The organism is Veillonella sp. KGMB01456 (genome assembly GCF_023051165.1).
Classification (GTDB): domain Bacteria; phylum Bacillota; class Negativicutes; order Veillonellales; family Veillonellaceae; genus Veillonella_A.
This window is the reverse complement of the sequence record NZ_JALKIG010000054.1, coordinates 1-12,262: the sequence shown is the minus strand read 5'-3', so window position 1 is coordinate 12,262 and position 12,262 is coordinate 1. Positions and strand designations below refer to the sequence as shown.

At 38.4% G+C, this 12,262-nt stretch carries 11 protein-coding genes and 1 tRNA gene; 8 read left to right on the top strand and 4 right to left on the bottom strand.

Translation table 11 applies throughout. From position 1 onward, the window contains the following. Positions 1–182: 182 nt before the first annotated feature. The 4 genes from MXE28_RS10645 to MXE28_RS10630 form a co-directional block, all read right to left on the bottom strand. Positions 183–258 (bottom strand) — tRNA-Thr (locus MXE28_RS10645). Between the two features lie 284 nt (positions 259–542). Then, a complete protein-coding gene (locus MXE28_RS10640; RefSeq protein ID WP_247240147.1) occupies positions 543–1,664 on the bottom strand; it encodes a metallophosphoesterase in 1,122 nt (373 codons plus the stop codon). 74 nt (positions 1,665–1,738) lie between these two features. Then, entirely contained in the window at positions 1,739–2,179 is a 441-nt protein-coding gene (locus tag MXE28_RS10635; RefSeq protein WP_164726528.1) for a MarR family transcriptional regulator, read from the bottom strand. Between the two features lie 238 nt (positions 2,180–2,417). After that, positions 2,418–2,789: a pyridoxamine 5'-phosphate oxidase family protein gene (locus MXE28_RS10630; protein ID WP_127058009.1), complete on the bottom strand. Its 372-nt coding sequence runs from the start codon at positions 2,787–2,789 to the stop codon at positions 2,418–2,420. Between the two features lie 203 nt (positions 2,790–2,992). On the opposite strand from MXE28_RS10630, the gene MXE28_RS10625 reads away from it, so the two are divergent. The 8 genes from MXE28_RS10625 (at position 2,993) to MXE28_RS10590 (ending at position 12,180) form a co-directional block, all read left to right on the top strand. After that, positions 2,993–3,655 carry an NAD(P)H-binding protein gene (locus MXE28_RS10625; protein ID WP_127058008.1) on the top strand — a complete coding sequence of 221 codons (663 nt, stop codon included), beginning with the start codon at positions 2,993–2,995 and terminating at the stop codon, positions 3,653–3,655. Positions 3,656–3,831: 176 nt separating this feature from the next. Next, a complete protein-coding gene (locus MXE28_RS10620; RefSeq protein ID WP_127058007.1) occupies positions 3,832–5,310 on the top strand; it encodes an FAD-dependent oxidoreductase in 1,479 nt (492 codons plus the stop codon). A gap of 57 nt (positions 5,311–5,367) precedes the next feature. Then, complete coding sequence (locus MXE28_RS10615) at positions 5,368–5,505, top strand: rubredoxin (protein ID WP_021840286.1); 138 nt, start codon at positions 5,368–5,370, stop codon at positions 5,503–5,505. Between the two features lie 350 nt (positions 5,506–5,855). After that, positions 5,856–8,900: a DEAD/DEAH box helicase gene (locus MXE28_RS10610; RefSeq protein WP_247240146.1), complete on the top strand. Its 3,045-nt coding sequence runs from the start codon at positions 5,856–5,858 to the stop codon at positions 8,898–8,900. Positions 8,901–8,908: 8 nt separating this feature from the next. Beyond that, on the top strand, positions 8,909–9,298 hold the full coding sequence (locus tag MXE28_RS10605; protein WP_127058005.1) for a (deoxy)nucleoside triphosphate pyrophosphohydrolase: 390 nt from the start codon (positions 8,909–8,911) through the stop codon (positions 9,296–9,298). A gap of 236 nt (positions 9,299–9,534) precedes the next feature. Then, the gene (locus MXE28_RS10600) at positions 9,535–10,440 is read left to right on the top strand and encodes a DNA adenine methylase (protein WP_226974333.1); all 906 of its coding nucleotides are present in this window, start codon (positions 9,535–9,537) and stop codon (positions 10,438–10,440) included. 110 nt (positions 10,441–10,550) lie between these two features. Next, a complete protein-coding gene (locus MXE28_RS10595) occupies positions 10,551–11,411 on the top strand; it encodes a type II restriction endonuclease (protein WP_226974334.1) in 861 nt (286 codons plus the stop codon). Positions 11,412–11,430: 19 nt separating this feature from the next. Next, on the top strand, positions 11,431–12,180 hold the full coding sequence (locus tag MXE28_RS10590) for a DNA methyltransferase (protein WP_127058002.1): 750 nt from the start codon (positions 11,431–11,433) through the stop codon (positions 12,178–12,180). Positions 12,181–12,262: the final 82 nt, after the last annotated feature.

Here is a 12,262-nt window from a genome sequence, read left to right as displayed (position 1 = left end):
AGATAAATACTAGTCTCATCGGTCTAAAAACCAACTCAAAATGTCCTATAGGCCAAAATGGGAGTGCTTCCTGTGAATAAGAAAAAAAGAGAAATATTTCAAATCACTGAACAGAATCACAAATGCTTATGATTACTGTATTTATCAGCAATTTGAAATATTCCTCTAAATTTTAAAAATAATGGAGCCGACAATAGGACTTGAACCTACGACCTACTCATTACGAATGAGCCGCTCTACCAACTGAGCTATGCCGGCATGACTACTTAGTTATTTTAGCGGATTTTTGACAAAACGTCAAGAATGTTGAAGTAAAAGGTTGAAAAATTAAGCTCTATGAATTTTGAAGTCAACTAAAATATCACATTGCCATTGCATATTGTCACCTCAAAACTACGTGATACGGCTTCAAATATTCCCAAAATTAACGACTGCAACGAATATGTTAATTAGCATTTTCGTTGCAGTCATTTTTATTAATCAATATTAAATTCGACGTTCAATTCTATGTTTAATTTACATTAACGTGTATGCTTGATAGCTTACGGCTCTTTTACATCCACGATGACAAACTCGGATTTGGTGCCGGTTTTAAACTGGATGGCCCAGTCGGAAATGCCGGAGGTTACGACAAAGTTGGTGTTGTCACGTTGTTCCAAGCCATAAATACGGTCGTTTTGCCCGATACTAAACCAATTGATTAATTGCTTGAGTGGAATCATCTGACCGCCGTGGGTGTGGCCGGACAATACGAGGTCGGCACCGGCTTTGGCTTCAGCCGCGTAATCGCGCGGTTGATGGTCGAGCACGATGATATATTTGCTGTGATCGAGCGGAGCCATTAAATCGGCGATAGCTGCACGGGAGCGACCAAAATCGAATTCTTCGGACGCATCCTGACGGCCTACGATATAGAAACGGTCATCTAACAAGATGCTTTCATCTTGAAGTACGATGACACCGTTTTTTTCAAGCTCGGCTACTAAATCGTTGCCCGTGAAATCACGTGAATCCGGTCTGTAAAGGGCTTTATCGTGGTTGCCGAATACATAATCGCCGTACTGCGTGTTAACATCTTGGAGCGCTTGCGTGGCCTTAATCATTTCCGCCTTAGTGGTGCGCTCGTCTACAAAGTCACCGGCAATGACGAGCAAATCCGGTTTTGCTTTTTCAATCGTTTTTAAATGTTTGGCAAAACCGTCGGCGTCGAAGGTGGATCCTAAGTGAGAGTCCCCGATGAGAGCGATGCGCAGATTGCCCACTTTTTTATCGGTCATAACGGTGTAATCGGTTTGGGCTACATGGTGAGCCTGATACCAACCGAGTCCGAGGTATAAAACAGTAATCAGAATACCTGCGGCCGCACTCATCGAACGGGAGACGGTGACGATATCAAATTTCATGGCCAAGATGCGCAGAATTTCGGCAAGTCCCCAGAAGACTGTCAGGTGAAGTAGCACAATTATGGCATTAGTAACGGTATATGACATCCAGATTAAGGCTGTAGGCGCGATAATAATGAGGGCGCTGATGAGCCAGGTCATTAGTTTGCTGCCGTTAGCCAGCATTTCGATAAACGGCAAGCGGCCTACGCTATATATAAGAAATAATAAACTGGCGCCACCCAACAGGAACAGGCTGCCAAATAGTATTAACCACATCATTATAAGAACTCCTCTCTTTTCCAATGCGTTGTATCGGTCGAATTATATGGCCGTAAGCTTGTAAAATGGTACTATTACTCAACGCTCATAGCCTTACTGCAATTTTGAATATATCGTTTGGTAAGTTTTAGCAAGGTTTCCCGTTCGCTTTCACTTAGTTGACTCATAGCCGTTACTTCGCAATTATGAATCTTGTCCATGATTTCTTGGGCCTTCGTCATACCTTCAGCAGTTAAGTTGACAGTTTTATTGCGACGATCCGTCGGCAACTCTTCAAGCGTTACCCAACCGTCTTTTAAAAAAGCAGTCACAACGGCATTTACCGTTTGCTTTGGCAAAAGACAGCTATCGGCAATTTCTTTTTGCGTGAAATTTGGGTTTTCATAAATTGTTGTCAAAATATCGAGTGCCGTATTTGATAAGCCCATGGATTTCGCATAGGCCTCATAAGCCACATACCACTCGTTTAACAGATTGCAGTACATTGCAATTTGATCGTTTATAGTTGGTTTCATTAAACACTCCATCGACTAAAAGTATATTTATATAAAACAGATATATCTTCTATTTGAGCTTCTAATTGTAAAATTATGGTTAGTCTGAAAATCTAATAGTCCATTTATGGACTAATATATGATACATCGAATTTATTAGAAGTGTCAATATTTTTTGTATGAAAAAAGCCCACCGAAGTGGGCTTACCGGTTCTACCGGATATAGTATTTAGTTATGTATATAGCGTTTTAAAACAGATTATAATAACTGTTTAGCCGATTCGGCTTTTACAACTAATACGCGTTTTAAGAATGGAAAGTCCGCATACATTTCATCGTAAATAGGACCTTCACCGATGAAGCTTGCCGTACCCTCTACACGGAAGCCGGTGCCTTGGTAGCCGTTGAAGCCTTCTACTTCACGAGCGCCCATGGTTACAATAACGCGGTCGTTCTTTTTAATGTCCGCTTCGGTAGAAGTCATGCCGGCTGCAGGAATTAAGATTGTATCGTCTTTAATCTTTAAATAGGAATTCCACGTGTTGGTTACATGAGCTTCATTATCACTCCAAGTCGTAATGGAAACAACACCTTCGTGTTTTAATACTTCAAAAAATTTGTCCGGAAACATTGTGAATCCTCCTTTTTTCTTTCGTTTATTCAAAATTTCAATGATTAATAAAATGTACTATTGAACATAAATACGTTATAATCATTATAGCATAATATCGATATAAATTGATATATGAAATGATTATATATATCAAAAATCGGTAAAATGATACATGAAGTTGATATAAGATAGCTTCAGTTTGAAGCTATGTGGGAGGTTTTATGAAGGCAATTATAGTGGGCGCGACCGGGGCTACGGGGCGCGATTTATTGGAGTTGGTATTGGCCAATCCGATGTTTGATTCCGTTGAGATTTTTGTACGGCGTAATCCGGAAATTATCCACGAAAAGTTGATTACCCATATTATAGATTTTGATAATCCGGAATTATGGGCAAAGTCTGTAACCGGTGATGTGTTATTTGCGTGTCTCGGCACGACTCGTAAGGATGCGGGCAGTCAGGAACAGCAGTGGTTGGTGGACTTTTATTATCAGATGGAGTTTGCTAAAGCCGCTAAAAAGAATGAAGTGCCACATTATGTGTTGCTATCTACGGTAATGGCGTCACCGAATTCGCACTTTTTCTATACTCGTATGAAAGGCGAGTTGGAAGAGGCTGTGAAGGGACTTCATTTTGCAAAAACAACGATTCTCAGACCACCGGCTTTGGAGCGTAAACACACGGATCGATGGACCGAGACTGTCAGTGTGGGCTTACTGAACTTTTTTAATGATAAAGGCCTTTTTGAAGATAAAAAGCCGATGCCTACGGATGTGCTGGCTAAAGCTATGATTATGTCGACGAAGATTCAAGACCGGGCCCTTGAAATTTGGGAACCGCCGATTATTTGGAATTCCGGTCTTGCTTACGATACTGTGGAATAAAGGCACAAGGTGAGACGGCATACGTTTTAATAGGGAGACTTGTGTTGTAAAATAGTTGAAGTCCTTTTCAAGTTGATATTTGTAGATATAAGGCGTACAATAGAGGTAAACGTAGTAGCTTGAATGACGTTTGTTTTAGTATTACATTTTTTTCAGGTGGAAAAGAGGTAATGTTTATGAACGAACAGTTAGCTTTCTTTAAAAAGCCGGACCCGATTACGGATATTAAGGATGTCAAGCAGTATGATATCGTCGTAGTGGGCGCCGGCTCGCCGGGCGTGCCTTGTGCGTTGAAGGCGGCTGAATTGGGCGCTAAAGTTGCCATTGTACAGAAGTTAAAATCCGCTATGGCGGGCGGTAACTTCGGAGCCGGGGTCTTATTGGATAAGAGCGATCCCTATGATGTAGCTCGTTTGGTGACGCTCTTAGAGGCGTCAGCCGATCACCGGGCGAAACGGGGCCTCATTGAAATGTGGGCCAACCATTCCGGGGAAGCAGTAAGCTGGGTGATTGAACAGGCAAAACTCGCCGGTGCTCAAGTAAAAGACATGGGCACACCGGTACATACGGCACTTTTGAAAAAACATGGCTTCAAGATTGAGTTTACTACTTGTGTGTTTGGACCGAAACCGTATAACACGGGGCAGGGCATGAAGGCTCTTTGTAAACTGGCCGAAGAACGGGGCATCGATATTTACTACGGTACGCCGGGTGAACAGCTCGTACAGGATGAAACCGGTCGTGTTATCGGCGTTATCGCTAAATCGCCGGACGGCTATATTCAATTGAACGGCTCGAAGGGCGTTGTCCTTGCCACCGGTGACTATGCAAATAATGCTGAAATGATGCATTATTACATGCCGGATATGGATAATTTGAAACGCAAACGCTTCGGTTATGACGGTGACGGTCACAAGATGATTGCCTGGGTAGGCGGTCGCATGGAAAATGTGGGACATACTAAGATGGCCCATGATATGGATGCGGGCCCGGCGTCGATGATGGATTCGCCGTATATGCGTGTTAAAATGAACGGTAAGCGCTTCTGCGACGAAGCATTGGGCATGGATCTTATGAACTGCTACTTGACGAGCAAGGAAGACGAAGGTCATTATTGCCAGATTTTTGACAGTGATTATATTGAACAGGCCAAACGACTGGGGCTTGGCTACGAAGATTTCGAGTCCATTAAAAAATGGATGCCGGAAGAAGATGTGGAACACACCGGCGTTGTACCGGGGCTCATTGCTACCTTTAAGGCTGATACCTTAGAAGAATTGGCTGCAAAATTAAAGATAAAAGACGTGCCGACATTCTTGGCATCCGTTAAACGTTATAATGAAATGGCGGCGGACGGACGCGACGTGGAATTCGGCGTGGCGAAAGAAAATCTCTGCCCGGTGCTCAAACCACCGTTTTACGGTATTCATCGTCATATTCGCTTTACCGTTTCTTGCTCCGGCATGGTAGTTAACGAACGGCTGCAAGTCGTTGACGATGACGATAAACCGATTGAAGGTCTTTACGCGGCAGGCAATTTAGCCGGTCATTTCTATGGCAGTACGGATTATCCGTTGGATGTATTCGGTCTTAACTTGGGCCACAACTACACCCAAGGTTATGTGATTGCTAAAGAAATCATGGGTGAGTTGTAAGTTGCTGAAGAATATAAGCCAAGTGGCTGTTGTTTGATTCCTAAGGAGGAATGACGTATGAAAGACAAATATGTTTGCACAGTTTGTGGTTATGTGTATGATGAAGCAGCTGAAGGCGTAGCATTTGCCGATTTGCCTGATGATTGGGAATGCCCTACTTGCGGCGTGCCAAAATCTCAGTTTGAAAAGATGTAAGAGGTTTTAAGTAGTAAATGTCTTCATGCGAGGCGTTTAGCAGTGGAAACCTTGTGTGGAGTGGATTGAAGGTGCTCTTTTGATTAGAGTGAATTGAAGTGCGGTAAAAATAAATGTTTACCGGAGAATAGCCCTTGCTCGGTTGAGCAGGGGCTATTCTGCGTTTGTAGGAAATAATTTGTATGAATTTGATTTAAAAGCTGCTACAATAATCTCAACAGGTATAATAGTTTTCAACTTTAATTGGATATTCTTTCAGTAGTTAATGTGCTGAAGTTACTGATGTGTCAATGTCTTATTAAACTTGATCTATTGGTCAACTTAGAGGGAGTTTTTTTAGGAGCTAAATCATGTTTGAAGAGCAAATTGAACGGATTCGTAAGGGGATTGAAACAGCTTTTATTAGTAAGCATGAAGTGTCGGATATTATGTACCAACCTCAATTGGTACTTAATAATCCGACAGAGAAGTCGAAGGTAATAGCTACATTGCAACGTGAGTTATATCGTTGTGACAGCTTTAAGTTTAGCGTGGCTTTTATTACTGATAGTGGTATTGAAGGCTTGCTTGGTACTTTAAAAGATCTAGAACAAAAAGGTATTAAGGGACAAATTTTAACATCAGATTATTTATGTTTTACTGAGCCAAAGGCGTTGGCAAAGATTGCACAGCTATCTAATATTGACTTGAAAATTTATCGCACTCAAAGTGATGGTGCTGAAGGATTTCATACTAAGGGATATATTTTCTCGGATGAAGAAGTGTACCATATTATTATTGGCAGTGCTAATTTAACACAGTATGCTTTATCCGTTAACAAAGAGTGGAATACGAAGGTTGTTACTACAACTGAAGGTGCATACGCACAAACGATAGTTGGTGAATTTGATGAGATGTGGAATAGTCCGGCCAGTCAATGGTATAAGGACTGTATTGATGACTATACCAAGATATATGAGGCTAAGAAAAAGCAATTACAATTTCAGAAACAACAGACTGCTATACAAAATGCTTTAATAGCACAGGGAGCAACGTTAAAACCAAATACAATGCAGGTAGCATTTATGGATTCATTGTATAATTTATTCAAGGCGGACAAGAAAAAAGCATTGTTGATTTCGGCTACCGGTACGGGTAAAACCTACGCCTCGGCATTTGGTATACAACGATTACGACCTAAACGGATTCTATTTATTGTCCATCGCGAACAAATCTTAAAGCAAGCCATGGATACGTATAAGAAGGTCTTTGGTAATAATCGTAATATGGGGATTTTATCGGGCAACTCAAATAATGCAACTGTAAAGAATTGTGACTTTATTTTTGCGACGATTCAAACTATATCAAAGGATACAACATTAAACAGTTTTTCAAAAAAGGCCTTTGATGTGGTAATCTTTGATGAAGCACATAGAACTGGTGGGGCGACGTATCAGAAGGTTATGAACTATTTTAAGCCTAACTTTTTGTATTTAGGGATGACTGCTACGCCCGAACGGTCGGATAACTTTAATGTTTATGAGTTATTTGATTATAATATTGCTTATGAAATACGTTTGCAACATGTATTAGAAGATAGACTTTTATGCCCGTTCCATTATTTTGGCATTGCTGATTTAAAAATTGATGATGAAAGTGTAAAGATTCAAGACTTTAGTCGACTCGTAAGCAACGATCGTGTAGAATACGTAATGGACTATGCTAAATATTATGGCCATAGTGGCGACAGAATTAAAGGCCTCATATTTTGCTCAACTGTAAAAGAGGCTGAGAAATTATCAGAGGCATTTAATAAAAAAGGTTGGCGTACATTGGCTTTGTCTGGGGCTAATACGCAGCAAGAACGAGAAGATGCTATTAAACGTCTTTGCGATGACACTGTGCCTGAATCTGAACGACTAGATTATATTTTGACGGTTGATATTTTTAACGAAGGTGTTGATATTCCTGATATTAATCAAGTTATAATGCTTCGTCCAACGGAGTCGCCGATTATATTTGTGCAACAATTAGGTCGTGGTTTGCGTAAGGCGAACAATAAAGAATATGTGGTAGTGCTAGATTTTATCGGCAACTACAATAATAACTTTATGATTCCGGTAGCGTTGTCTGGCGACCGTACTTATAATAAAGACAATATGCGCCGTTATGTAAGCGAGGGAACGAGTGAGATTCCGGGTTGCTCTACTATTCACTTTGATGCAGTTACGAAGGACCGAATTTATAAGGCTATTGATAAGGCTAAACTTAATGCAGTCAAATTTTTAAAAGATGAATATATTAAATTTAAAAATAAATTGGGAAAAATTCCGGCGCTTGAAGATTTTGATAAATTTGGTGCTATAGATGTGTTCATGATCATTAATTATTCTGGGTCATATCATGAATTTTTAAAAAAATATGAGCCTGAGTATACAGTTGCTTTTAATGCTGATGAAGAGGCGTTTATAAAAATTTTATCTCAGAAATATATGCCGGGTAAGCGTATTCATGAGTTATTGCTCTTGGAAACAATTGTTAATAGTGATGCTATTAAATGGAGCGATTTTGTAAATAAACTTGAGACAATGTATAATTTAGAGAATTCCAAGTCTTTGCATGATAGTGTATTCAATGTGTTATCCGGCGACTTTTATACTGGTTTTGCGGTTAAGCTTTATAAAGACCATCCGTTTATTATTGAAAATAATGGCGTAATAGAGAAATCGCCGATATTTGCAAAGGCAATGGATAAAGAGGAATTTGCCAATGTTATTGAAAAACATATCGAGTATGGTATTCATAATTACAAAAAAAAGTATGGAAAACTATTCAAAAAAAGACCGTTCCAGTTATATGCTAAATATACCTATGAAGATGTGTGCCGCTTACTAGAATGGCCAGAGAAGATTGTTGAAAAAAATATGGGTGGATATGTATACAATGTACTTACTAATACGATGCCGGTGTTTATAAATTATGTAAAAGAAAATATATCTCATAGCCTTGCGTATGAGGACCGCTTTGTACATCGAAGCCATTTAATAGGTCTTTCTAGAGTAAATCGGACTGAATCATCGCAAGAGGTTATCCGTTTAGCAAATAAAAATGAAGATAATATTATAATTGCTCTATTTGTGCGTAAAAATAAGGATGATAACAAGTCTAAAAAATCTAAGAAGTCTAAGAAGTCTAAACAGTCTAAAGAGTTTTATTACTTGGGAACAATGCAATCAAATGGAGAAACTAAGGCGATTAAGAGACCAACTAATAATACGGTAAAGGCTGAAAAAGGAAAAGCTAAGGTCCAAAGTAATAAGCTTGTGAATGCGGTTGAAATTCATTATATTTTGGACCAACCAGTGCGTGAAGATATTTATGACTATATTACAACTGTGGATATAGACGTAGAATAGGAGATAAAATGAAGCAAATTGAAGTAGTCGCAGCAATTATCCGACATGATGATACGTTTTTGGCGACTCAACGTGGATACGGTGAATTTAAAGATGGTTGGGAATTTCCCGGTGGTAAAATAGAGCCCGGTGAAGAGCCTAAGGAAGCGTTGAAACGTGAGATTAAAGAGGAATTAGCTGTCGATATTGAAATTCAAAACTTTCTGTGTACGGTGAAATATCAGTACGATACATTCCATCTTACGATGCATTGCTATATTTGTGAGCTAGTGGACTCTAAAATTACTTTGTTGGAACATGAGGCGGCTAAGTGGTTAACAATTGATGCGTTAGATAGTGTTGATTGGCTACCGGCAGATATTGAGGTCGTTGAAAAACTAAAAGTTTGGGCTAAATAATTAGTTGTGCTGTAATAAGAGGTGAGGATTTATTCCTTGCCTCTTTTTGCTTTAGTTTTATCTAGAGTCGTTTTACTTTAATAGTAGTTGACTCGCACCAATAGTGGATTCTTGACTATTGGTGTATTTTAATTTACTTATCGTAGTTAAACTTATATAATAAAGATCAAAACGCAATAGACGTTGCAGTATTTTAGTAGATTTAATTTGTGATACATAAGGAGGCAATTGGAACGATGAAACCTTTTTTAAAATGGGCTGGCGGCAAAAATCAGTTGCTCCCTTACATAGAGGCGTATTATCCATTTGAAGATAAAAATATAAATAAATATGCGGAACCTTTTATTGGCGGCGGTGCTGTTTTATTTGATATATTGAGTAAATATGATTTAGATGATGTTTATATCAGTGATGTAAATAAAAGTTTAATAAATACATATAAAAGCATTCAGCAGAATGTTGGTGATGTTATAGCACAATTAGAAGCTTATCAAGAAAAGTTTTGGCCTATGGAACAAGAGGGCAGAAAAGTGCTTTTTTATAAAAATAGGGATAGATATAATGAGCTGCTAAGTTTAAAATTTCTGGAAAATATTAATACAGCTCCTTTGACGGATAAACATATTGAGTTGGCTTCGCTCTTTATTTTCCTGAATCGTACCTGCTTTAATGGCTTATATCGGGTTAATCGCAATGGTTTTTATAACGTACCTATGGGGGCGTATAAGCGACCATTAATTTGTGATGCAGAAAACCTTGTCGAGGTTGCTAAAGCTTTAGCTAAAGTGCACATTGTTTGTGATACTTATAAAGCTGTAGATGATTTTGCAGATAAGCAGACTTTTGTCTATATTGATCCGCCGTATCGCCCTCTCTCGGAAACAGCTAATTTTACGTCATACAGCGAATATGAATTTAATGATGATTCACAACGAGAGTTAGCGGAATTCGCACATCATTTAGATGGTAAGGGAGTTCGTGTGTTATTAAGTAATTCTGATCCCAAAAATACGAATCCGGACGATGATTTTTTTGACGAAATCTATAGTGGATTTAAAATCGAAAGAATTTTTGCTAACCGAGCTATAAATAGCAAGGGCTCAAAACGTGGTAAGATTACCGAATTGTTGATTAGTAATTAATAATTTTGAAAGCAAAATTAAATTTAGGGGCATTCATTAATAGCTATTTGCTGTTAATTTATTTTTAGGTATTTATTGTATTAGGAATAGTGTATAGGGAGGATAGTATCATGAAACGTGATTTTATTAATTGGCTAGCAGAATTTAAGGACAGTATTGCTAATTATCAGTACTACATAAATTTTGAAAAAATATATGGTAATATTGATAAAATTAGGATTGAACTAAATATTTTAAACTCTCTAATTGGCTCAAAAAATATCGAGTCTGAGTTTGAAGGTCTAGTAGCTAAATACCCGGAAGTTCTCAAATGCATCCCACTTCTATTGGCTGTTAGAGCAAACGAAATCTATGCAATAGATGATGATGGGGAGTTTTTATTCAATTTTAAAAAGATGAACTACTCAGCTGATGCGTATAAAATGTTCATGAGAAAAACAGGCTTGTTTGATTTAATGGCTAATCATATTATCAGTAATCTCATTGATTATGCAACCGGCGTAGAAACCGGCTTAGACTCAAACGGACGTAAAAATCGTGGTGGTCATTTGATGGAGGATTTAGTAGAATCATATATTAAAAAAGCTGGTTTTGAGCGTAATGTAAGCTACTTCAAGGAAATGTATATTCGTGATATCACTCGAAATTGGGGAATTGATTTATCTGCGATTTCTGATAGAGGGCGCAGTGAAAAACGATTTGATTTTGTTATAAAGACCGAGGCTATGGTATATGGTATTGAAACTAATTTCTATGCCGGTGGTGGTAGTAAGTTGAATGAAACAGCTCGTAGCTATAAGACATTGGCGATGGAGTCGAATACGATTGATGGATTTTCTTTTGTTTGGTTTACTGATGGTAAAGGCTGGAACAGTGCCAGACATAATTTAGAAGAAACTTTTGACATAATGGACCATATTTATAATATAAAAGATTTGGAAAATGATATTATTTCAAAAGTTATAAAATGAGGAAGTGTATTTGTAAGTTATGGCTGTAAAGAAAATTAAAAAATGGGAACCTGAAGATTTTGAATTGGAGATGACAACTCATTGGTCTTTTCCAAAAAGGGGGGATTGGGCTACCCATGATGCGAAGTGGCGTGGCAATTGGTCACCATATATTCCGAGAAATATTTTGTTGAGATACTCTCAACCCGGTGATTTAGTATTGGATCAATTTGCCGGTGGGGGCACAACTTTAGTTGAAGCTAAGTTATTAAATCGTAATATTATTGGGGTTGATTGTAATGATGTAGCGTTAGCACGTTGTGAAGAAAAAATAGATTTTGAACATGATGGCGCTGATGGTACAGTTGTGGTGCGTAAAGGCGATGCCAGAAATCTTGATTTTGTTGCGGATGAAAGTATTGATTTGATTTGTACGCATCCTCCATACGCTAATATTATTAAGTATAGTGATGGTATTCCGGAAGATTTATCACAACTTAAAATTAAAGACTTTTTAGAAGCAATGAAACCGGTTGTCAATGAATGTTACCGCGTTTTAAAGAAAGATAAGTTTTGTGCAATCCTCATGGGAGATACGCGACAAAAAGGCTGTATGCAGCCTATGTCGTTTGACGTTATGAAAATATTCCAAGACGCCGGCTTTACTTTAAAAGAATTAATCATTAAAGAGCAACATAATTGTAGGGCGACGGGGTATTGGAAAACAAATAGTGTAAAATATAATTTCTTATTGATTGCCCATGAATATTTGTTCGTATTTAGAAAATAATAGGTAGACCTTAGAGCCCCCTCGAAATTTGAACTGCTACCCGTCAAGTAGACACTCGAAAAAATAAAATTAGTTTTGTTTC

Bases quoted from the DNA above. Each gene is read 5' to 3' on its own strand.
- MXE28_RS10640 (WP_247240147.1), bottom strand. From the start codon at position 1,664: ATGATGTGGTTAATACTATTTGGCAGCCTGTTCCTGTTGGGTGGCGCC.
- MXE28_RS10635 (WP_164726528.1), bottom strand. From the start codon at position 2,179: ATGAAACCAACTATAAACGATCAAATTGCAATGTACTGCAATCTGTTA.
- MXE28_RS10630 (WP_127058009.1), bottom strand. From the start codon at position 2,789: ATGTTTCCGGACAAATTTTTTGAAGTATTAAAACACGAAGGTGTTGTT.
- MXE28_RS10625 (WP_127058008.1), top strand. From the start codon at position 2,993: ATGAAGGCAATTATAGTGGGCGCGACCGGGGCTACGGGGCGCGATTTA.
- MXE28_RS10620 (WP_127058007.1), top strand. From the start codon at position 3,832: ATGAACGAACAGTTAGCTTTCTTTAAAAAGCCGGACCCGATTACGGAT.
- MXE28_RS10615 (WP_021840286.1), top strand. From the start codon at position 5,368: ATGAAAGACAAATATGTTTGCACAGTTTGTGGTTATGTGTATGATGAA.
- MXE28_RS10610 (WP_247240146.1), top strand. From the start codon at position 5,856: ATGTTTGAAGAGCAAATTGAACGGATTCGTAAGGGGATTGAAACAGCT.
- MXE28_RS10605 (WP_127058005.1), top strand. From the start codon at position 8,909: ATGAAGCAAATTGAAGTAGTCGCAGCAATTATCCGACATGATGATACG.
- MXE28_RS10600 (WP_226974333.1), top strand. From the start codon at position 9,535: ATGAAACCTTTTTTAAAATGGGCTGGCGGCAAAAATCAGTTGCTCCCT.
- MXE28_RS10595 (WP_226974334.1), top strand. From the start codon at position 10,551: ATGAAACGTGATTTTATTAATTGGCTAGCAGAATTTAAGGACAGTATT.
- MXE28_RS10590 (WP_127058002.1), top strand. From the start codon at position 11,431: ATGGCTGTAAAGAAAATTAAAAAATGGGAACCTGAAGATTTTGAATTG.